Origin of the sequence: Streptomyces sp. NPDC005648 (assembly GCF_040605395.1) — a bacterium.
In the GTDB taxonomy this organism is placed as follows: Bacteria; Actinomycetota; Actinomycetes; order Streptomycetales; family Streptomycetaceae; genus Streptomyces.
Genome location: NZ_JBEXCS010000014.1, coordinates 1 through 22114, shown reverse-complemented (window position 1 = coordinate 22114; position 22114 = coordinate 1). Strand labels below are relative to the sequence as shown.

Below are 22114 nucleotides of genomic sequence, written 5' to 3'. Positions count from 1 at the left end.
CGCAGCGCCGTTTCACACCACTCGAAGGGAAGCCTTTGTGAGAGGCACCCGCACCAGTGCCGTCGTGCTCGCGGCCGCACTGGCGCTCACCGTCTCCGGCACGGCCCAGGCCGCGCCCAGGACCCTCGGATCCACCCCCTTCGCCGTCGACCTGAAGACCGAGAACAAGGTCGACCCCATCGGCATCGACGACCGCGCGCCCCTGCTCTCCTGGCGTTCGGCCGGCAGCCCGCAGACCGCCTACGAGATCAGGGCGGCCCGCTCGACGGACGCGTTGCGCCAGGGCCGGGCAGACGTCTGGCGAACGGGCAAGGTCGTCTCCTCGGCGTCCACGAACATCCCCTTTTCCGCCTCGCTCACGGCCCGCGACACGGTTGCCTGGCAGGTCCGGGTGTGGGACGGCGCCGGTCGCGTCTCCCGGTGGAGCTCGCCCGCCACCTTCGAGATGGGCCTGTTGGACGCGTCGGACTGGTCCGCCCGCTGGATTGAGAACCCCGCCTACGACTACACCCGCCCGGACGGCTCCGTCTCGGCGCTGCCGGTCTTCGGCAAGGCTTTCGCCGTGCGCGGCAAGGTGATCAGGGCCCGCCTGTACATGACCGGCCTGGGCATGTACGCCACCTCCCTCAACGGCAGGCCCGTCAGCACGAACGTGCTGGAGCCCGGCCAGACCACGTACGCGGCCGAAGTCGCCTACCGTGCCTACGACGTCACCCGCCAACTGCGCGACGGCGTCAACGTATTGGGCATCGAGACGGGCAGCGGCGCCTACCAGCGCGTCAAGACGCCCGGGCACTACTTCTTCGGCGGCCGCCTGGAGACGTACACCGTCTACGGCGAGCCGAAGGCCATCGCCCAGCTGGAGATCACCTACGCGGACGGCCGGCGCGAGACCATCGGCACGGACTCCTCCTGGCGGACCGCCCTGGGACCGACCACGTACTCGTCGTGGTGGAGCGGCGAGGAGTACGACGCCCGCAGCTCCGCGACCGCTCCCACCTCCGCCGCCGCGCTGGAGGGGCCGAAGTGGCAGAACGCGTCCCTGGCCCGGCTCAGCTCCACCACGACCCCACGGGACACCACCCCCCTGCGGGCCGACCCCAGGCCCCCGGTCACGGTCGCCACGACGATCGAACCGGTGTCCAGTACCCCGGACGGCACGGGGTCGTACATCCTCGACTTCGGCGCCAACCGCTCCGGATGGCCCAGCCTGAAGGTGTCGGGGCCGGCCGGAACCACGATCTCCATGATCCCGGCGGAGAAGCTCAAGACCGACGGCACCCTGGACATCAGCTCCACCGGAGCGACCGCCACCGACCAGATCGCCTACCGCTACACCCTCTCCGGGCACGGCACGGAAACCTGGCACCCGCGCTTCACCTACAGCGGCTTCCGCTACCTGAAGGTCGACGGCCTGCCCGCGGCCCCGAAGGCGGACACCGTCACCCTGCAGGTGATCCATGCCTCCAACCCCCGGGCCAGTGACTTCACTTCGTCGAGCCGGCTCATCAACGAGATCCACGCGATCACCCTGCGCTCGACGCAGAGCAACATGATGTCGGTCCTCACCGACTGCCCCGACCGCGAGAAGGGCCCCTACACCGGTGACAACCTCCACAACATCGACGCTCTGCTGACCGACTACGATCTGTCCTCCTACGAGCCGCAGCTGGTGCGCAACATGGCCACCGCCCAGCGCCAACCAGGTGACGAGTCACCGGGGTTGATCGCGAACATCGCACCGGAGTTCCACCGGGTCGCACCGGTCAAGCTCCAGTACCCACAGGGGACGATCGAGTTCCTCGACGAGGTCAACTGGGGGAGCGCCGTCATCCGCATCCCCTGGCAGCTCTACCGGACCTACGGCGACACCCGCACCATGACGCTGTACTACGACACCATGGTCAAGTGGCTCGACTACGAGTCCGCCAACAAGGCCGCGAACAACGGCGACATCCCCGGCCTCGGCGACTGGTCCGCCGGCGACAACACCACGCCCATGCAACTGGCCATCCTGGCCGGTTACTACACCGCCGCACACGACATGGCGCAGATCGCGGAGGTGCTGGGCAAGGGGGCCGACCACGACAAGTACACCGCGCTCGCCTCGTCCCTCGCGGACGAGTTCACCACCAGGTTCCGCCACGAGGACGCCAAGGGCGTCTACTACGGCAGCGACAGCGAGACGTCCAACGCCATGGCACTGGACGCCGGCCTGGTCCCCGCAGCCGACCGCCAGCAGGTCCTCGACCGGCTGGTCGACTCCGTCCGCAAGGCCGGCGACCACATCACCAGCGGTTCGGTCGGCCTCGGCCCGCTCTTCCGGGCTCTGCATGAGGGCGGACGCGACGACGTCATATACGACATGGTCGTCAGCCCCACTTCGCCCGGCTACGGCTACCTCGTCGCCGGCGGTCACACCACGCTCGCGGAGTCCCTGGACGGCTCCGGATCGCAGAACCACCACTTCCTCGGACAGGTGGACGCCTGGCTCATCAACGGGCTCGCCGGCATCAACCAGGCCGCCGGATCAGTGGGTTACCGCGCACTGGAGATCGCCCCGGCCGTCGTCGGCGACCTCACCCACGCCTCCGGCAGCTACCGCACTCCACAGGGCGAGGTGACCAGCTCCTGGCAGAAGGACAGTAAGGGCCGTCTCGTCCTGAAGATCGCCATCCCCGTCGGCAGCACGGCGGTCGTCCGCGTACCGGCCGACGCCGACGACCGCGTCACCGCCCGCGGCTCCAGCCGGCCGACCCTGGAGAGCCGTACCGCTTCGAGGGCGAACTACCGTGTCGAGGCCGGCGGTTACACCTTCACCGTCGACTGAGACGCCTCCTCGCACACCCTGACGGCGCCCGCTTGTACAGCCGGGCGCCGTCAGCGCTGTCTCCGGGCTCCTCATAAACAGGAAGGGTTGGTCGAGCGAAATTTTCGCTGGGCACTGCCAAGAGCGGACGTGAAGCCGCATCGGAGGGACATGGGAAGGGCATCCAGGGCGCGGTCCAGTTGTGAGAGCCGTTGACCTCTGTGACGGCCGTCGCTAGCCTCCACCGGAAATTATCTGACAGTGCTGGCGAAAGTTTCTCTCTTCGGGAGGGGCTCATGCGAAAGCTGGTTCAGAGAGTCCGCGGACGGGTCACACGACTGACGGGGGCTGCGGCGGTCATGTTGCTGCTCGGCGTCGGGACCGGCCTGGCCGCCGTGCCGTCCGCGGAGGCGGCACCGGCCGCCGTCACCGCGTCCGTCTCGGTCGACGCGGGCCGTTCACTGGCCCGGATCCCCGCCACGGGCATCGGGATGAACGTCGCGGTCTACGACGGCAACATGAACCACTCCGCCGTCCCCGGGCTGCTGAAGAACGCCGGCGTCGGAGCGGTCCGCTACCCCGGCGGCAGCTACGCCGACGGCTACCACTGGCAGACGCACACCGTCGAGGGCGGCTATGTCGCGCCCAACACGGACTTCGACACCTTCATGGGCACGGTGCGGGCCACGGGCGCGCAGCCGATCATCACCGCCAACTACGGGTCCGGTACCCCGGACGAGGCGGCCGGCTGGGTGCGGTACGCCAACGTGACCAAGGCCTACGGCGTCAAGTACTGGGAGATCGGCAACGAGGTCTACGGCAACGGCCTGTACGGAGCCACCTGGGAGACCGACCACCACAGCAGCAAGAGCGCCACGACCTACGCGACCAACCTGGTGCAGTACGCCTCGGCGATGAAGGCCGTCGACCCGAGCATCAAGATCGGCGCGGTGCTGACCACCCCGGGCGCCTGGCCGGACGGCATCACCGGCCCCGGCGACACCGCGGACTGGAACCACACCGTCCTGTCCATCGCCGGCTCGAAGATCGACTTCGTGGTCGTGCACCATTACCCGATCGGCAACAGCCAGACCGACCTCCTGCGCAAGCCGCAGGCCGAGATTCCCGGCATGGCCTCCACCCTGCGGTCACTCATCAACCAGTACGCCGGAAGCAACGCGCCCAATGTCGGCATCGCGGTGACAGAGGCCAACGCCAACGCCTACAAGGACACGTCCCCCAACGGTCTCTTCGCCCCCGACGAGTACCTCACCTGGATGGAGAGCGGCGCCTTCACTCTCGACTGGTGGAACCTGCACAACGGCACCGACTGCTCCAAGGTGACCACGGTCGAGGGCGCCACCGACTACGACGACGGCGGCATCCTCTCCAGCGGCGCCTCGTGCGAACCGCCGCTGAACACCCCGTTCCCGCCCTACTACGGCGTACAGATGATCACCAGGCTCGGCTCGGCCGGCGACTCCCTGGTCCAGGCCCGCAGCACCAACGCCCTCGTCTCCGCGCACGCGGTGCGCCGCACCAACGGCGACGTGGACGTCATGCTCATCAACAAGGACCCCGCCGACGACGCCCAAGTCACCCTCTCCTACAGCGGGTTCACCCCGGCAGCCGGGACGCCGACGGTCTACTCGTACCTCAAGAACGCCACATCGACCGGCTCGGCCACGCAGGGCAGCGCCGGCCGCCAGACCGTACCGGCCTATTCGATCCTGGTCGTGCAACTGCACCCCGCACGGTGAGAGCCGGGCGGCCCACCGTGTGTCAGGGCACGGTGGGCCGCGTCGGGGGCCGGTGGACGAACCGGTGCCGGAGGGGTGATGAGCCGGGCTGAAGGACCGGGCGGCGGGAGTGTGACGGCCCGCTCCCGGCCTCGGTCGTCGAAGGTCTTGTGCGAGGTGAAGCGGCCGTGGCCCACTCATGGTCACTACAGGCGGGTGGCTACCGGCTCCGCCGGGAGGTCGGCCTCCCGGCGGAGCAGCGGCACCGGGCCGGGGGAGGTTCGGCCCTGGTCAGTGGGGAGATGGATCGGGCCCCCGGCGTCGGCGAGGCGGGCTGACTCTGCGTTCGACGTCGCCATCACGGGAGGTGCTTGCGCAGGAATCGCAGCGTGGACTGATGCAGGGCGGTGCGGTGCGGGACGCTGCCCCAGGCGTGGTCCGCGCCGTCGACGACGTCGAGTTCGGCGTTGCCGTCGTAGTGGTCCAGGTAGCGGCGCGCGTATTCGAGGGGGGCGATCTCGTCCTGGTCGCCGTGCAGGATGAGGACCGGGCCGGGGTAGACACCGGACCGTCCGTAGACGTCGAGACCGGCGATGTCCTCGACGAGTGCGGGGCTCATCCGGTGGCCGTCGGCGTCGAAGTAGCCCTTCACCTCGATCTCCGCCGCGAGGCTGCGCCCCTTGAGGTGGCCCTTGCCGATCTCGAACGGCGCGATGGCGGCCGGCGACCACAGGCACAGCGCGCGGATCCGGGGCTCCTCGCCGGCGACGATACCGGCGACCACACCGCCCATGCTCATCCCCACCAGGCCGATCCTCTCGGAGTCCACGAAGTCGAACGCCCTGACGGCCGCCAGCACCGCGCGCGTCTCGGCGATCTCGCCGGTGATCGTCACGTCGAAGAAGTCACCGTCGCTCTCGCCGTGGCCCGAGAGATCGAACCGGACCGAGGCGACGCCGTTCGCCTCCAGCAGCCGGGACATCGCGACGAAGTCGGGAAGTTCAAGGCGGTTGGAGCTGAATCCGTGCACGAACACGGCGGTCGGCCAGCCGGTTCCGGTCGGTCCGTCCGGGATGTGCAGGGTGGAGCGCAGGATCAGGCCGTCGTGCTGGAAATCGTGGTGGCGGATCACGCAGCAGCCTTCCTTCGTGTGTCGGTGAGGGGTTCCAGCGAGAGCCGAGAGTTACTTAATCGCGTCACTTAAACGTGTATGTTAACTGAGCGGGTAAGTTAGCCGCCCTCCTGGGCTTTGACAAGAGGGCTCGTCTCGGCGCGAGTTGGGAGTACATGACTGAAATGTCCGACCGTAGACGGGTGACCAGTGCAGATGTGGCGCGGGAAGCCGGAGTCTCGCGTGCGACGGTGAGCTACGTCCTCAACAACGCCCCCCACCAGCGGATCGCCGAGTCCACGCGCCGCCGGGTGTGGGCCACGGCCGCCCGGCTCGGCTACGCGCCCTCGGCCGCCGCGCGGACCCTGAGGATCGGCCGCTCGGACATCGTCCTCGGCCTGCTCCCGGACTGGCCCATCGAGCACGTCCTCGGGCGGCTCATCCAGCAGTTGACCGACGCCCTGGCCGAACACGACCTCACCTTCCTGGTCCACTCGTCCGGCGACTCGAGGCGCCCCCTGCGGGAGATCTGGAAGGCCATGACCCCGGCGGCGGTGCTGGCCCTGGGCGAGTTCCCCGCGTCCGAGGCCGAGGCCATGCGGATGGCCGGCGTCGAGGTCGTCATGGCCGTCTACGGCTCGGTTCGGGAAGAGCTGAGGGCTCCGCTGGTGTCCGAGGAGCCGATCGGCGCGGCCCAGGCCCGCCACCTGGCCCGCTCCCACCACCGCCTCGGGTACGCCGCCCCGGACCTGAGCAGGCTGGGCGAACTGGTCGGGTCGCGGCTGGACGGCGTCCGGAAGGTCTGCGCCGAGCTGGGTCTTCCCGAGCCGGACGTCCGTACCGTTCCCCTCGATGTGCGCGATGCCGCCGAGGTGGTGACGACGTGGCTGGCCGCTGACGCGCCGGTCACGGGCGTCTGCGCGTTCAACGACGATGTCGCCCTGGCCGTGCTGGCAGGGCTGAACCATCTCGGACTGCGGGCCCCTGGCGACCTCGCCGTCATCGGCGTCGACGACATCAGCAACGCGGCCCTGGCCCAGCCGCCCCTCACCACGGTCGTCCGGGACACCGAGGCCATCGCGCGTGGCCTCGCCCGTCGTCTCGTCGACACCCTCGACGGGAAACAGACACCCACCGACCCCATCCAGGACCCGCTGCGTGTTCTGGTCCGGGAGTCCGCCTGATCGGGCTGATCCGGTCCGGGCCGCCGCGGAGGGAGGGCCCGTGCGCCTTCGGGTTGTTGCCCTCCGGTGAGCCCGTGCTGCCCGCCGACGACGACCTGGCTGTGGCACGCGGCTTCGATCCTGGGTGGCATGCGCACCGGACCGACATCCTGGCGCGACGCGTCCCCCAGGCATCCTGCCCGTCAGGCGGGTGCCCGCGCCGCACCCCGGCCGAAACGCAGGCTGCGGCCGACGTCGGGTGGCCCGCTCGGAGCGCGACGGGCGGGGTGGTCCACCACCCCGGTCACTTCAGCAGGCGGCGCTGACCGACCGGAATGGGCCGGGCGTGATCCACGAGGAGCCCGGCCGAACCCCTCCCGGGCGGCCCAGGTGAAGTGCGCCTGGCCGGCGGAGCCCTGGCGCGGGTCCCAGCTCGGTGGTGGCGTCACACGGTCAGATAGCCGCCGTCTACCGGGACTACCGCACCGTTGACGTAGGAGGCCGCGGGCGAGCACAGGAAGGCGATCACCGCCGCGATCTCGTGCGGTCGGCCGAATCGCCCGAGGGGGACCCGTGCCAGCACACCTTGTGCGGCCTGTGGATCGTCGAGCACTCCACGGGCGAGCGGTGTGGTGACGAAGCCCGGTGCCACCGCGTTCACCCGGACTCCGTCCGCGGCGTACTCGGCCGCGAGCGACCGGGTCAGCTGGGAGACAGCGCCCTTGCTGGCGCTGTACGCCGGCCGGTCCCGGCTGCCGAAGAATCCGAACATGGACGAGACGGTGACGATGCTGCCGCCCTGCCGGGCGAGGAGCGGGCGGGCCGCCTGGCAGGCGACCATCGCCGAGGTCAGATTGACCTCGAGTACCTGGTCCCACCGTGCCAGGTCGTACTCGTCACGGTCCCGGCTGATGCCGGCGCAGGTGACGAGGTGGTCGAGGCGGTCGTACCCCTGGATCCTGGCGACGAGGGCGTCCCGGTCCGTGACGTCCTGCTCGACGACGTGAACCCGCTCGTGGCGGGGCGACTCGCCGGCGTCGGACGGACGTAGACCCAGGGCGTGCACCTCCGCCCCCAGACCGGCGAGCAGGTCGGCGGTGGCCGCACCGATGCCGGAGGTGCCCCCGGTCACCAGGGCGACCTGGCCGGCGAACAGATCGGGGGCGAGCCCGGTGGTGGTCCCGGTAGTCATCTGAGCGGTTCCGTTCGGTCGGCGGGTGGGTGGTGGGCCGGTTCAGGGTGCGGCGCGACGCCGGGGCGACCAGGGCCTTGACCTTGAGCTTGACCCGGGGCCTGACCTTGACCTGGTCACCCTGGCCGGTGCAGCACCGCCTCGGTCCTCCCGGAACTCGGACGTGCTTCCTCGGGCATGTCTCGGCCCCGTTCGTAGCGGTGGCCGGCAGTCAACCCGAGGCCCGTCGCCGGGTCTTTCCTCAGCGGGACATCACGGATTGCCTGTTCGGGACATGCCCGCACCACCTGTTCGGGACATGCCCGCACCACCTGTTCGGGACATGCCCGCACCACCTGTTCGGGACATGCCCGCACCACCGAAGTAACCCTCTCCGCATGGAGCCGAGGGGCGCGCTTCGCGACCATCTTCCGCCGACCTCTTGCGCAATGAATCCGACACAGTTAATTTACCGGCCATCAGCTTATACGTGTAAGTGACGCGTTAAAGCAGCCGCCTACGACGGCGATGGAGGTGACACACGTTGGACACCTTGCCGACCGGTCCGGTCGTCGACATCGAGAAGGACGTCCCCTGCCGTATGCGGGACGGCGTCGTTCTCCGGGCGGACGTCTACCGTCCGCGCACCGGCGAGCCACTGCCGGTCCTGGTGATGCGCCTGCCCTACGGCAAGCGGATGTGGGCGGCCGAGGGCGTGCCCTCACCGGGGCGGCTGGCGGCGGCGGGGTATGTCGTCGTGGTCCAGGACGTCCGCGGTCGCTTCGCGTCGGAGGGCCGGTTCACCCCGAACGTGCACGAACCCGAGGACGGCTACGACACGTTGGCCTGGGCCGCCACGCTGCCCGGAGCGAACGGCGTCGTCGGCACCTTCGGCCCCTCCTACCTCGCCCATGTCCAGTGGGCGGCGGCACTCGAAGGCCCGGAGGCCCTGCGTTCCATGGTCACCATGGTGTCGCCGAACCACTCGGCGCTGGACGGCTATGTCGTCCGCGGGGGCGTGATCGAACTGGGCAGCCGACTGGGCTGGGCGTACGGCTCGATCGGGCCCGGCGAGACGGACCGGGATCCCGGACCGCTACCCGCGCGACGACTCGAATCGCTCCAGCAGCGCTTCGACAGCGGTGAGATCTACCGCGAACGCCCCTTCCGTGAACTCGTCGAGCGGGAACCGTTCCTCGGCCCCGCCCTGGACGCCTGGAGCAGGCCGCTGACGGAACTGGCGGACGACCCGACCATGACGGCGGGCCGCTACGACCGGATCGAGCAGCCGGTGTTTGTGATCGGCGGCTGGTTCGACGCCTTCCTGGGCTCGACGCTCGCCCAGTTCCAAGGCATGCAGGACCGCCCGGGGCGGCGGCGCGCGCAGTTGGTCGTCGGGCCGTGGTCACACATGCAGGCCGGGAGCCGGCTCGGCGACCTGGACTTCGGTCCCTCGGCCTCCCACACCGACATGGGCGACGACCTCAGCCTCGAAGAGCAGCACATCCGCTGGTTCGACGCGACGCTCAAGGGAGCCGACGGACCCCTCGCCGATGTCGCTCCTGTCCGGCTGTTCGTGATGGGCAGCAACACCTGGTCCTCGTTCACCGAGTTCCCGCCCCGGCAGGCGAGCCCGCAGCCGTGGTTCCTGCGAGCCGGCGGGGGGCTGTCCCGCACTCGCCCGGAGGACGCCGGATCGGCGAGCTACCGCTATGACCCCCAGGACCCGGCGCCCACCGTCGGCGGCGCCACCCTGATGCTCGGCCACGAGCCGGGTCCCCTGGACCAACGCGCCCTGCACGATCGTGCGGACGTGTTGTCGTTCGTCAGCGAACCGCTGGACGAACCGCTGACGGTGGTCGGCTACGTCGCCGTCACCCTGATCGCGTCGACCAGCGCCCCCGACACCGACTTCGTGGTGCGGCTGTGCGACGACCACCCCGGCGGCCCCTCGATCGCGATGGCCGACGGCATCATCCGGGTCGGCGCCCGGGACAGCTACGACCACGGCGGACTCCGCCCGCCCGTGCCGCCGTCACCGGTCATCCCCGGACAGGCGTACGAGTACCGGTTCAACCTGTGGGCCACCGCCCACACCTTCCTGCCCGGTCACCGGCTCCGAGTCGACGTGACCTCCAGCAGCTTCCCCCGGTGGGATCCCAACCTCAACACCGGCCGGTCGTCCTGGGACCGCGCGCACACCGAGACCGCCACCCAGACCGTCCACCTCGGTGGCTCCCTCGCGAGCCACATCACCCTCCCCGTCCTCCCCACCGCTCGCACCACCACACAACGGAGCCCTCGATGAAGAGAAGAACCCTCCTGCACGCCTCGGTCGGAGCGGTCGCAGCGCTCACCCTCGCAGCCTGCGGCGGCGGTCACAGCACCGGCACCGCAGGCGCCGGTTCGGCCACCCTGACGATCGGCATGTCCTCGGCGCCCAACAGCCTGGACCCCGCCCAGATAGCCACCGGGCCCTTCGTCAACTACCTCGACCCGGCCTACGCGTCGCTGCTGACCCGCGACGCCGACGGCGCACTCGCGGCGGGACTGGCCGACAAGTGGGGTTACGTCGGCTCCGGCAACACCACGTTCAAGCTCCAGCTGCGCGCCGGTGTGAAGTTCGCCGACGGCACACCGATCACCGCCGCCGACGTCGTGGCATCGCTGAAGTACGTCCAGAAGGGCAGCGGCCCCGCCGCCTCCTACTACCGCCCCCTGACCTTCTCCGCTCCGGACGCCTCCACCGTCCTCGTCAAGGCCCCCAGCCCCAACCCGGACATGGGAGCCCTGTTCACGCCCGCGTTCGTCGGCGGCGCCGTCATCAGCCCCGCCGGGCTGAAGGCCCCGAAGACGCTGGCCTCCGCGACCTTCGGCGCCGGACCGTACGTGTACAACGCCGCCCAGTCGGTCTCCGGCGACCACTACGTGTACCTGCCGAACAAGAACTTCTACGACCAGTCCGCCATCCACTTCAAGAAGATCACCGTCCGGGTGATCCCCAACATCAACTCCGAGGTGCAGGCACTGAAGTCCGGCCAGATCGACTTCATGTACGGCTCCCCGGACGTGGCCCCCACCGTCGCCGGCAGCACCTCCATCACCACCGTCAAGAAGCCCACCACCTGGGCGGGCCTCTTCCTCCTCGACCGCGACGGCACCGTGGTCAAGGGGCTCGCCGACGAACGGGTCCGCCAGGCGCTCAACTACGCCGTCGACCGCGTGGCGATCACGAAGGCGGTCTACGGCGACTACGGCACCCCGGTGACGCAGCCGGCGATGCCCGGGTACGACGGCTACAGCGCCAAGGCCGCCGGGATGTACGCCTACGACCCGGCCAAGGCCAAGCAGCTTCTGGCGCAGGCGGGTTACGCGGGCGGGCTGACCATTCCCGTGAACTACGGATCGTTCGACCCCACCACCAGCAAGCTCGTTCAGGCCATCCAGGGCCAACTCGCCAAGGTCGGCGTCCACTTGAAGCTGACCGCCGCCACCAACTTCGGCGGCTGGATCAACGACCTGCTCACCAAGAAGTACGGGGCGACGGTGCTCTCACCCGGCCAGGGCGGCGACGAGAACTACTACGCCCAGCAGGCGGGGTTCACCAAGACGGGCCTCATGAACGTCTTCGGAGCCGATGACAAGGACGTCGACGCCGCGTTCACCGAGCTCGCCACGTCCAAGGCACAGTCCGCCGGCCCGGCGGCGCAGGCCCTGACCGACGTCATCACCAGCAAGGCGCTCGCCCTGCCGGTGTCCGGCGCCGACACCATCGTCATGTACAGCGCGAAGCTCAAGGGCGTGAAGTTCGTCCCCGGCACCGCCTTCACGACTTCCGACACCACGTGGACCTCTCGGTGACGAGGACCGATGCTTCCGATCATTCTCCGCAGACTCGCCCTGTCCGTCCCCCTGTTGCTGATCGTCTCGGCGATCACCTTCCTCCTCGAGTCGTTCGTGCCGGGCAATCCGGCCCGCACCCTGCTCGGCCTCAACGCGACGCAGCAGCAGTACGACGCCCTGCGCGCCGCACTCCATCTCGACCAGCCGGTCATCGCCCAGTACGGGCTCTATCTGCGCGGCATGCTGCACGGTGACTTCGGCACCTCCCTGTTCACCGACGAACCCGTACTGGGGCTGATCGGCCAACGTCTGCCGGTCACCCTGGCGTTGGTGATCGGCGGAACCGGGCTCGCGGGCCTGGTCGGCGTCCTGCTCGGAGTGTTCAGCGCCACGCGTGGCAGGTTCAGCCGCCGTCTGGTCGACATCGTCTCCCTGCTGGGCGGCGCGCTGCCCAACTTCTGGATCGCGCTGCTGCTCGTGGCCCTGTTCGCCGTCAAGTTCGCGATCTTCCCGGCCACCGGGTACACCCCGTTCGCCGATTCACCGGGACAGTGGGCCTCCGGTCTCGTCCTGCCGGTGGTCGCCCTGTCGATCGGCGGTGTCGCCTTCATCGCCAAGGTCACGCGCGACGCGATGCTGTCCACTCTCGCCCTCGACCACATCAGAACCCTGCGGGCCTGCGGTATCGGGCCCTCGTCCATCATCTGGAAGCACGCCCTGCGCGGTTGCGGCCTGCCGGTGGTGACCACGTTCGGCCTCACGATGATCACCTTCATCCCCGGCACGATCCTCATCGAGAACGTCTTCACCCTGCCCGGCCTCGGCACCACGGTCGTGAACGCCACGAACCAGCACGATCTGCCGGTCGTGCAGGGCGTGGCCATCACCTTCACGGTCATGGTGATCGTGGTGAACCTCCTCGTCGACGTCCTCTACGGCCTCCTGAACCCGAAGGTGCGTACGGAATGACCACTGTTCAGCCGCCCCCGACGGCGCGCCCGCGGGCGAGGAACAACCCCTTCGCCGGGATCTGGCGCCGTCCCGTCACCGCCACCGCCCTCCTGGTCATCGTGGTGATCACCGCCGCCGTGATCCTCGCGCCGCTGCTCGCACCGGATCCGCCGCTGGCGCAGGACCTGCTGCACCCGCAGGCCGGTCCGTCGGCCGGCCACCCGCTGGGCACCGACGGCCTCGGCCGCGACGTACTGAGCCGGCTTCTCTACGGTGGCCGGCCCACCCTGGTCGGCGTCGGGCTGGCGGTCCTGGTCTACGCGGCCGTCGGCATGTCCCTGGGCCTCGTGGCGGGATACCTGCGCGGCTGGACCGACCGGGGCATCGTCGCCGTACTGGACGTCATGCTCTCGGTGCCCGCGGTCATCCTGACCCTGGCCGTTCTCGCGATCTTCCACCAGAGCAACGCCGCCGCCATGATCACCCTCGGCTTCTTCGCCTCCGCGAACCTGGCCCGGCTCATCCGCGGTTCCTGTCTGGCGCTGCGCGAGGAGCTGTTCGTCGACGCGGCGAGGGTGTCCGGGCTCAGCTCGGCGCGGATCATGGCACGGCACATCATCCCCGGTCTGACCGGTCAACTGGTGGTCCCCGTCTGCCTCTTCGCCGGAAACGCCCTCGCCATCCAGACCGGCCTCGGCTTCCTCGGTCTGGCCACCCCGCCGCCGGCCCCGAGCTGGGGCGGCATGGTCTTCGACGCCGCGCAGGTCATGGAGCAGGACCCCTATCTGCTGCTCGTCTCCGGTGGCGTCCTCGGTCTGATGACCCTCGCCTTCGGGCTGCTCGGCGACGGACTGCGCGACCTTCAGCAGGACCGGCGGCGGGCCACCGGCGGGCGGTTGCGACGACCCGAGCCGACCGCGGTGACGGATACCGGCGAGCCCTCGCACGGGGCGGTGCTCACCGTCCGCGACTACTCCATCTCGTTCGCGACGGGCGAGGGGCAGCGTGACGTGGTCGACTCCGTCAGCTTCAGCGTGCGCCCCGGCGAGATCTTCGGTCTGGTGGGGGAGTCCGGCAGCGGAAAGACGGTCACCGGGCTGTCGCTGCTCGGGCTGCTGCCTCCCAACGGCGCCGTGACGGGCGGCGCGGCCTGGCTGGCCGGCACCCGCATCAGCGGCCTGCCGGAGAAGGAACTGCGGCGCATCCGCGGCCGTGAGATCGCCCTGGTCTCCCAGGAACCCATGATGGCCCTCGACCCGTACTTCACCATCGGCTCGCAACTGTCCGAGGTCGTCCGGCGCACCGCCGGTGTGTCCGGAGGCAAGGAAGCCGTACGGCAACGTGTCCGCGAGCTGCTGACCAGCGTCCACCTGCGTGATCCGGACGATGTCGCGCGCCGGTACCCGCACGAGCTGTCCGGGGGCATGCTGCAGCGGATCGCCATCGCCCTGGCGCTGGCCGGCTCACCGAAGGTCCTCATCGCCGACGAACCCACCACGGCCCTGGACGTCACCGTGCAGGCCGGCATCCTCGACCTGCTGCGGACACTGCGCGACGAGCGCGGCATGGCCATCATCCTGATCACCCACGACCTCGGCGTCGTCGCCGACACCTGCGACCGCGCGATCGTCATGGAAAAGGGCCGGATCGTCGAGGAGGGCTCGGTCGAGGACATCTTCTACCGGCCCCAGCACCCCTACACGACCGAACTCATCCAGAGCACACCGAGCATCGCACCTATCGAGGGCAGGATCGCGTGAGCACAGCACCCGTACTCCAGCTCGACGCACTCGCGGTCCGCTACCCCGGGCGAGGCTTCCGCAAGCCGCCGATCACGGTCATCGAGGACGTGTCCTTCGAGGTCGGGCAGGCCGAGACGGTCGCGCTCGTCGGCGAGTCCGGCTCCGGCAAGACCACCATCGGCAAGGCGGTGCTGGGGCTCACCCCGGTCAGCGACGGACGCGTACTCCTCGACGGGCGGGACATCACCCGCCTCACCGGACGTCCTCGCCGCCTCCTGGCCTCGGACCTGCAGGCGATCTTCCAGAATCCCTACGGTTCCCTGAATCCGGCGCTGCCCGTGGGCCGGATCCTGGCCGAGCCCCTGCTCACCGGATCGACCCGCACGCGCGAGGAGGTCCATGAGCACGTCGCCGGCCTGTTGCGCCGGGTCGGCCTGCCGGAGGACGCCGCCGACCGCTATCCCGCCCAGTTCAGCGGCGGCCAGCGGCAGCGGATCGCGATCGCCCGGGCGGTCGCCCGGCAGCCCAGGATCATCATCTGCGACGAACCCACGAGCGCCCTCGACGTCACCACCCAGGCCGCCGCCCTGGACCTGCTGGCCGAACTCCAGCAGACCCTGGGCTGCGCGTACCTGTTCATCACCCACGACCTGGCCGTCGTCAAGCAGTTCGCGGCACGCACCCTGGTGCTGCAGCAAGGGCGCATCGTCGAGGAGGGGCCCAGCGCCGACGTGTGCGACCGGCCGCGGCACGCGTACACCCGGCGACTGGTGGCAGCCGCGCCCGTCCCCGACCCGATTCTGCAGCGCAGCCGTCGGCAGCAGCGCACCGAGGCGGAGGCGGCCGCTCGATGAGCCGGCCGCGGCGACCCCCCTCAGGCGGACTCGCGGGCGCTGACGCGGAGTTCCTCCTGGACCGCGTCCGCCGGAGTCTCCCTGCCCTCCAGCGCGTCGACGACCCGGCGGGCCATGCCCCGCGCGATCGCCGCGGTGTCCCGGTTGACGGTGGTCAGGGGTGGCTGGGCCAGCGCCGCATGGGTGATGTCGTCGACGCCGATCACGGCCAGGTCCTGCGGCGCCCGCAGCCCGAGGCGGTCCAGCCCGGCGAGCAGGGCGAGCGCCACGTCGTCGTTGAACGCACACACACCGGTCACCGGTGGGTCTGCGGCGCGCCAGGCCCGTACCGCTTCGGCGGCGCTGTCGGCGTCGAGGGGCACGGTGCGCACCTCGGGTTCCGGCAGGCCCAGTTCGGCGCATGCCTTGCGGACGCCGTCCAGGCGCGGCTGGGCCAGGTTGTCGAGCCCCGGCAGGTCGGGATAGGCGTAGCCGAGCCGACGGTGGGGGCGGGTGGCGACGAGGTGGCGTGCCTGAAGGGCGCCGATCGGCTGCTCGGACACCAGGGGCGGGCGGGAGACACCGCGGATCGAGCCGTGCATCGCCATGACCACCTCGATGCCCGCCGCCCGCATGGCCTCGGCCTCCAGCTCGGCGAACTCCTGCAGGGCCAGCACGGCCGCCGGGGTCATCGCCTTCCAGATCTCCCGCAGCGGCCGTGCGGGGTGCGCGGAGGAGTGCACCACGAAGGTCAGGCCGTGCTCGGCGAAGGCGTTGGTCAGCTGCTGGATGAGCCGGCCCAGGACATGCTCGATCGGCCAGTCCGGCAGCAGACCCAGCACGATGTCCGAGCGCCCCGTGCGCAGCGAGCGGGCGGCGGCCGACGGCGAGTAGCCGAGCCGGGCCGCGGCTTCCCACACCCGCTGCCGGGTGGCGTCGGGGATCTTCTGGTGCGGGGCGTCGTTGAGGACATAACTCACCGTCGCCCGGGAGACCCCGGCCTCCCGGGCCACATCCGCGCTGGTCACCCGCCTGCCGTCCGACGCTCTGGCCACCTGTCCCGCCCTCTGTCGCACCCCTTGTCAAAGCCTACGGCCGCGGTTAGCTTACCTGCAGGTCACGCCACTGGCACGCGTAAGTGAATCGAGTACGCGCCCCTGCGAGCGACGCTCTCCGGTATCCGTCCGGACGACTCGCGACCATGCCCCCGAGCCTGCCACCACGTGCCCGTCCCCCTCCCCGGTGCTCGACGAAGAGGACCCATGGCTGACCTCACACATCCTGACGCGGGCCCCTGGAAGACGGCGGTCCTGGCCGGAATGGCCTCCTACCTGGACGCCGGGGCGCTGGTGACCTCCGGCATCGCGATCGGTGGCTACTACGCGGGCCCGCTCCAGCTCGCCCCCGGCACCATCGGCTCCCTGCTCGGTCTGCAGACCCTCGCCTTCGCGGCCGGCGCGCTGTTCGGCGGGCGGCTGGGGGACCGGTACGGGCGCCGGAAGGTCTTCACCCTCTCGCTCGTGCTCTACGCCGTCGGCATCCTGCTGCTGCTCGTGGCGGCGGGCCTGCCCGCGCTGTACGCCGGGGTCGTGACCACCGGTCTGGCCATCGGCGCGGACCTGCCCGTCTCCCTCGCGCTCGCCAACGAACGCGCCCCGGCCGGCAGGAAGGGCACCATGGTGGTCTTCTCCGGCATGCTCTGGCTCGCCGGCATCGTCGCCGTCCTGGTGCTGAGTTCCTTCATGGGAGTACGGGGCACGACGGGCGGGCGCATCCTGTTCGCCCATCTCCTGGTCGTGGCGGTCGTCGTCCTGCTGCTGCGCCTCTCGCTCGGCGAGTCCGCCGAATGGACCGCCGCCCGCCGGGCCGCCGACGCGCGGTCGACGTCCGGCACCGAGTCCGTGCAGTTCGCCCGCTTCCGGGAACTGTTCACGCCACCCGTCCGCTACGCGCTGCTCGCCACCGGTCTCTACTACGCGAGCTGGAACCTCGGCGCGAACACCCTCGGCCAGTTCGGCACCTTCCTGTGGACCGCCCTGGCCAAGGGGCAGGTCGAGCAGTTCTCCCGGCTGACCCTGCTGGGACTGCCGCTCGGTTTCCTCGCCGGTCTGGTGTTCATGCGGGTCGTCGACAAGCCCGCCCGGCACACCTGGTTCGCCGCGGGATCGGCGCTGATCGTCGCCGCCTGGGCGCTGCCCGCCCTCCTCGGTCCTGGCAAGATCACCCTCGTCGCCACGATGCTCATCTCCGGGCTCGGCAACGCCTTCGCCGGCGAGTCCGTCTACAAGGTCTGGTCCCAGGAGCTGTTCCCGACCCTGCTGCGGGCCACCGCCGCCGGTGTGACGACTGCCTTCGCCCGTGCCGTCGCGGGCCTGGCCGCACTGGGCACGCCCGCGTTCGCCCTGGGCCACACCCGGCTCTTCTTCGACCTGCTCCTCGGCTTCATGCTGCTTGCCGCGGTCATCGGCCTGGTCTGGATACCCCGCCTGTCCAAGGTGCCGGCTCCCGATGTGCCCGCCACCTCCGCCGCCGAGCCGGCCGACAGGGCGCTGACGCCGGTCGCCGCCCCCACCCCGTGAACACCTCTACCGCACAAGCCAGGAGGAGACCTCGATGGTCATGACGCCCCCGCCCTTCGACCCCGAACTCGCCGCGGAACTGCCGGCGATCGGCGAGGTGCTGCCCCCCACGGTCACCCCGGACATGATCGCGGCGGGGCGCCGGACGGACGGCCCGTTCGCGATCCCGACCGACGAGGAGCTGGGCAAGGACGGACTCTTCGAGGTCGAGGAGCGGCTCGTGCCCGGGCCGGCGGGCGCGCCGGAGGTTCCGTTGGTGATCTGCCGGCCCACCGGCGTGACCGGTCCACGCCCCGTCGTCTACAACATCCACGGCGGCGGCATGGTCGCGGGCAACAGCCGCCTGGGCATTCCGCTCGACTGGGCGGAGGAACTGGGCCTGGTCGTGGTGTCCGTGGAGTACCGGCTCGCCCCCGAACACCCGCACCCGGCCCCCGTGGAGGACTGCTACGCCGGACTGCTGTGGACCGCCGAGCACGCCAAGGAGATCGGCGGCGACCCGGACCGCATCGTCCTGGCGGGCGGCAGCGCCGGCGGCGGACTCACCGCCGCGGTGGCGCTGCTCGCCCGTGACCGCGAGGGTCCGCGGGCGATCGGGCAGGTGCTGATGTGCCCGATGCTCGACGACCGCAATGACACCCCCTCCGCCCACCAGATGGCCGGCCTCGGCGTGTGGGACCGCACCTCCAACGAGACCGGGTGGAACGCCCTGCTCGGCGAGGCACGCGGCACCGCCGATGTTTCCCCGTACGCCGCCCCGGCCCGCGCCGCCGACCTGTCAGGTCTGCCTCCGGCGTTCATCGACGTCGGCTCGGCCGAGACCTTCCGCGACGAGGACGTCGCCTACGCGAGCCGCATCTGGCAGGCGGGAGGTGTCGCCGAACTGCATGTGTGGCCCGGCGGCTTCCACGGCTTCGACGGCTTCGTGCCCCAGGCGGCGCTCTCGCAGGCCGCCCGCGAGACCCGGTTGCGGTGGCTGCGCCGACTGCTGGGCGAATGACCGCGGGCGGAAACTATCGCGCGGGACCGGACGTCGAAGGCACCCCCTGGAGGTGTCGCACACGCACAACTGCCTGGCCAGACCCGCTCTTTGGATGATCGGCACCTGTCGTCGCCGTGAAGAAAGCCTGGGTATGCTTTCTGCGCGCGTGAGCGGAGAGAGGTGTCCCTGCCTCGGGGTGAGGGATGTCAGACTGACGGCTTCACCGGGCGAGGGGATGGGGCGTGCCGACCGTGCCGGAGAACCCAGCGGAAACACCTGAGGCGGAAAAGCAGCGTCCGCGCGAGGAAGGGCCGGGGGCGGTCACGATCGCGTACATCGCCGAGTCCGCGGGTGTCTCGGTGCCCACCGTGTCGAAGGTGCTCAACGGCCGGTCCGGGGTGTCGGACGAGACCCGGGCACGCGTCGAGGAGCTGATCCACCGCTACGGCTACCGCAAGCCTCCGAAGAACCGGAGCAACCTCGTGGAGCTGGTCTTCCGTGAGCTGGAGAGCATGTGGGCCGTGGAGATCATCCGGGGCGTCGAACGCGTGGCCCGCAGGAACAAGGTCGGCGTCCTCGTCTCCGAGTTCGGCCTCCATGACACGGAGGCCAGGACCATCGACGACACTGTGGAGCGGCGGCCGCAGTGCGTGCTGTCGGTGGCACAGCTCTCGGAGGCGGAGCGCGACCGGCTCAAGGCGAAGGGCATTCCGTTCGTCGTCTTCGACCCGAACGGCGAGCTCCCCGACGACGTGCCCTTCGTGGGCGCCACCAACTGGCGGGGCGGCCAGTCCGCGACCCGTCATCTGGTCGAACTGGGGCACCGCCGTATCGCCATGATCAGCGGGCCCGACCACCCCTTCTGTCTGGCACGGCTGGCCGGATACCACTCCGCACTGACGGAGGGCGGGCTGCCGATCGAATCGGATCTGGTCGTCAAGACGCTCCTCACGCGTGAGGACGGCTACAAGGCGGCGCATGACCTGCTCTCCCGCCCGGATCGCCCCACCGCCGTCTTCACCGCGAACGACATGCAGGCCCTCGGTGTCTACCAGGCCGCGCGCGAGCTGGGCCTGAGCATCCCGCACGACCTGAGCGTCGTGGGCTTCGACGACGTACCGGCCGTGGCCTGGGTCGATCCGCCCCTGACCACGGTTCATCAGCCGCTGGCCGAGATGGCGGTGGCCGCCACCGAGATGGCGCTGGCACTGGGCCGTGGCGAGGAGGTGTCCCGGGTGGGCCTGGAGATCGCGACCAGGCTCACCGTCCGGGAGAGCACCGCCCCACCGCCCAACGGCTGATCGGCGCGCGAGGGCCCCGGGCACTGGCGCTACGGCACCCGGGGCGGGACGGTCAGCCGGTGGTGCCGCTCACCGCGTCTCCGGACCTCGTCACGTGGTACGTCACGGTGGCCCCGCTCCAGAAATGGAAGGTGAGAGTCAGCGGCACACCGTCTTTGAGGGCGTTGGGGTAGGCCGAGGTCAGGGTGATGGCGCCGCCCGGGTAGTCGGGGGAGAAGGCGCTGTTGAACTCCTGGTAGGGAGTCCAGCTCGTGTTGCCCGCGGCGCTGCCGTCGGCGTACGTGGACTCCATGGTCGCCAGCTGGTCACCGATCTCTGACCTTCCAGGTGAGGTGGGCGGGGGTTCCGCCCGTGGCGAGGGCGCATGGACGGGGCCGGCCGCGGCGTACAGGCCGACGACCGGCCGGTGAAGCCGTCGGCGACCTCGGTCGACAGGTACCGGCCGTCGAGGGCGCCGAGCTCCGTGAGGGTGCCGTCCGGGTCGATGCCCCTGACTCCGGGCAGGGGGACGGAGTCGGACCAGGGACCGGCGGGATCGGTGGCGGTGGACAGCATGTTGCCGCCGTAGCCGGCTTGGCCAGTCCAGCGCATCAGGGCACGACCGCGCAAGACGGGGATGCCGGGGAAGTACTCGAAGCTGGAGCAGACGACGTAGTAGTCGTCGCCCACACGGCAGACGCTGGGGTCCGGGTGGAAGCCGGGAAGCACGGGACTGGTCACCACGGAGGCCGACTGCGACTTGTCCGACACTCGGTCAGGTCCTTTCGGACATACGGGTGTTGCCATGCGGCGGCGGACGCCGGTCGGTCAGGCGGAGCAGGTGTCGAAGGGAATGCGGGGGAGAAAGTTTCGCGCACGTCGATCACTGGCTGTCGGCGAGCTCGTCACCAACGCGATCCGCTACGGCGATCCGCGCGTCCGCCTGCGCCTGCGCCTGATCCGCGACCGGGCACTGATCTGCGAGGTGTCGGACGGCAGCTCCACCTCCCCGCACATGCGCCGAGCGCACGCCTACGACGAGGGCGGCCGTGGCCTGATGCTGGTCGCACAGCTCACCCGGCGGTGGGGGAGCCGGCAGACCTCCGCAGGCAAGACGATCTGGGCCGAGCAGCCGCTGCCGCCGGCACACCTCGGCATGTGACCGAGCGACCTCCTGGCCAACCCGATCGGCGCGGTCGGCAGCGCCGCCCTCCGTGACCGCGGCGGGCGTTCTCGCTCGCGACGTCGGCGGCATGTCCACGACAGAGGAAGTGACCAAGGCCCTGATCGATGCGCGACCCGCCGTACGAGGGCACTCCTCGGTGCGAAATACTCTCCCGATGAGTTCACCCACTTCCACGAGCAGCCGGTCGATCACGATACGGAGGGCCGTCGCGGGAGATGCCAAGCGGCTCACGCGGCTCGTACGTGGCTCCAGCGCTTACGCCGGCAAGTACGCAGGCGCAGTCTCGGGCTACCGGGTCGGTGCTGATTACATTGAGGCCCACCGTACCTTTGTGGCCGTCGGCGCCGACGAGGACGGAGGCCGGGTCCTCGGGTTCTACTCCCTCGTCCTCGCGCCCCCGGAGCTCGACCTGCTGTTCGTCGCCGACGATATGCAGGGGCGGGGTATTGGACGGACGCTCGTCGCGCACATGCAGTCCGAGGCTCGCGCCGCCGGGATCGACCGTCTCAGGGTCGTGTCGCATGTTCCCGCCGCGGACTTCTACCACCGCGTCGGTGCGGTGCGGACCGGGACCGTGCCGGCCAATCCGCCCGCCGTGCCGTGGGATCGTCCCCTGTTCGAGTTCCGAATTCCTTCTCGTCCTTCAGCGCACCGCAGGAATCCGTCACTCGGGCATTCCGGCGGCCTGACCCCTCACTTCCCGCCGGCGCGCCGCATCACGTGAC

The 22114-nt window shown here is 70.3% G+C and carries 15 protein-coding genes and 3 pseudogenes; 13 read left to right on the top strand and 5 right to left on the bottom strand.

Features of this window, described 5'->3' with window-relative positions:
• Positions 1–37 precede the first annotated feature (37 nt).
• Entirely contained in the window at positions 38–2830 is a 2793-nt protein-coding gene (locus tag ABZT17_RS10785) for a family 78 glycoside hydrolase catalytic domain (RefSeq protein ID WP_356346483.1), read from the top strand.
• Positions 2831–3168: 338 nt separating this feature from the next.
• Positions 3169–4569, top strand: a complete 1401-nt coding sequence (locus tag ABZT17_RS10780; protein WP_356346480.1) for a cellulose-binding protein — start codon at positions 3169–3171, stop codon at positions 4567–4569.
• A gap of 337 nt (positions 4570–4906) precedes the next feature.
• On the opposite strand, the gene ABZT17_RS10775 is transcribed toward ABZT17_RS10780, so the two are convergent.
• Entirely contained in the window at positions 4907–5680 is a 774-nt protein-coding gene (locus tag ABZT17_RS10775; RefSeq protein ID WP_356346477.1) for an alpha/beta fold hydrolase, read from the bottom strand.
• Positions 5681–5862: 182 nt separating this feature from the next.
• Between ABZT17_RS10775 and ABZT17_RS10770 the strand changes: the two genes are divergently transcribed.
• Positions 5863–6843, top strand: coding sequence for a LacI family DNA-binding transcriptional regulator (locus ABZT17_RS10770; RefSeq protein WP_356346475.1), 981 nt, complete (start codon positions 5863–5865; stop codon positions 6841–6843).
• Positions 6844–7267: 424 nt separating this feature from the next.
• Here the strand turns inward: ABZT17_RS10770 and ABZT17_RS10765 are convergent, their stop codons facing one another.
• The gene (locus ABZT17_RS10765; protein WP_356346473.1) at positions 7268–8014 is read right to left on the bottom strand and encodes an SDR family NAD(P)-dependent oxidoreductase; all 747 of its coding nucleotides are present in this window, start codon (positions 8012–8014) and stop codon (positions 7268–7270) included.
• Positions 8015–8537: 523 nt separating this feature from the next.
• On the opposite strand from ABZT17_RS10765, the gene ABZT17_RS10760 reads away from it, so the two are divergent.
• Genes ABZT17_RS10760 through ABZT17_RS10740 form a run of 5 tightly spaced genes read left to right on the top strand, consistent with a single transcriptional unit; the run spans position 8538 to position 15383 of the window.
• Entirely contained in the window at positions 8538–10301 is a 1764-nt protein-coding gene (locus tag ABZT17_RS10760) for a CocE/NonD family hydrolase (RefSeq protein WP_356346470.1), read from the top strand.
• Positions 10298–11854, top strand: a complete 1557-nt coding sequence (locus ABZT17_RS10755) for an ABC transporter substrate-binding protein (RefSeq protein WP_356346467.1) — start codon at positions 10298–10300, stop codon at positions 11852–11854. The genes ABZT17_RS10760 and ABZT17_RS10755 overlap by 4 nt, the downstream gene beginning before the upstream one ends.
• 9 nt (positions 11855–11863) lie before the next feature.
• Positions 11864–12805: an ABC transporter permease gene (locus ABZT17_RS10750; RefSeq protein ID WP_356346465.1), complete on the top strand. Its 942-nt coding sequence runs from the start codon at positions 11864–11866 to the stop codon at positions 12803–12805.
• Positions 12802–14547: a dipeptide/oligopeptide/nickel ABC transporter permease/ATP-binding protein gene (locus tag ABZT17_RS10745; RefSeq protein WP_356346463.1), complete on the top strand. Its 1746-nt coding sequence runs from the start codon at positions 12802–12804 to the stop codon at positions 14545–14547. The genes ABZT17_RS10750 and ABZT17_RS10745 overlap by 4 nt, the downstream gene beginning before the upstream one ends.
• Positions 14544–15383: an ATP-binding cassette domain-containing protein gene (locus tag ABZT17_RS10740; protein ID WP_356346461.1), complete on the top strand. Its 840-nt coding sequence runs from the start codon at positions 14544–14546 to the stop codon at positions 15381–15383. Before ABZT17_RS10745 ends, ABZT17_RS10740 begins: the two co-directional genes overlap by 4 nt.
• A 20-nt stretch (positions 15384–15403) precedes the next feature.
• On the opposite strand, the gene ABZT17_RS10735 is transcribed toward ABZT17_RS10740, so the two are convergent.
• Entirely contained in the window at positions 15404–16417 is a 1014-nt protein-coding gene (locus tag ABZT17_RS10735) for a LacI family DNA-binding transcriptional regulator (RefSeq protein ID WP_356346458.1), read from the bottom strand.
• A gap of 207 nt (positions 16418–16624) precedes the next feature.
• Between ABZT17_RS10735 and ABZT17_RS10730 the strand changes: the two genes are divergently transcribed.
• From ABZT17_RS10730 to ABZT17_RS10720, 3 genes are all read left to right on the top strand, one after another.
• On the top strand, positions 16625–17941 hold the full coding sequence (locus ABZT17_RS10730; protein ID WP_356346456.1) for an MFS transporter: 1317 nt from the start codon (positions 16625–16627) through the stop codon (positions 17939–17941).
• A gap of 34 nt (positions 17942–17975) precedes the next feature.
• Positions 17976–18941 (top strand): alpha/beta hydrolase, encoded by a 966-nt coding sequence (locus ABZT17_RS10725; RefSeq protein ID WP_356346454.1) that lies wholly within the window; start codon positions 17976–17978, stop codon positions 18939–18941.
• 308 nt (positions 18942–19249) lie between these two features.
• Positions 19250–20224 carry a LacI family DNA-binding transcriptional regulator gene (locus ABZT17_RS10720; protein ID WP_356346710.1) on the top strand — a complete coding sequence of 325 codons (975 nt, stop codon included), beginning with the start codon at positions 19250–19252 and terminating at the stop codon, positions 20222–20224.
• A gap of 52 nt (positions 20225–20276) precedes the next feature.
• Here the strand turns inward: ABZT17_RS10720 and ABZT17_RS10715 are convergent.
• A pseudogene (locus ABZT17_RS10715) lies at positions 20277–20534 on the bottom strand (cellulase); the annotation flags it as partial.
• Between the two features lie 164 nt (positions 20535–20698).
• Positions 20699–20974 (bottom strand): annotated as a pseudogene (locus ABZT17_RS10710) (family 43 glycosylhydrolase); the annotation flags it as partial.
• A gap of 121 nt (positions 20975–21095) precedes the next feature.
• Between ABZT17_RS10710 and ABZT17_RS10705 the strand changes: the two are divergent.
• Together ABZT17_RS10705 and ABZT17_RS10700 are read left to right on the top strand one after the other, a co-directional pair.
• Positions 21096–21365, top strand: a pseudogene (locus tag ABZT17_RS10705) (ATP-binding protein); the annotation flags it as partial.
• A gap of 178 nt (positions 21366–21543) precedes the next feature.
• Entirely contained in the window at positions 21544–22113 is a 570-nt protein-coding gene (locus ABZT17_RS10700) for a GNAT family N-acetyltransferase (protein WP_356346451.1), read from the top strand.
• Position 22114: the final 1 nt, after the last annotated feature.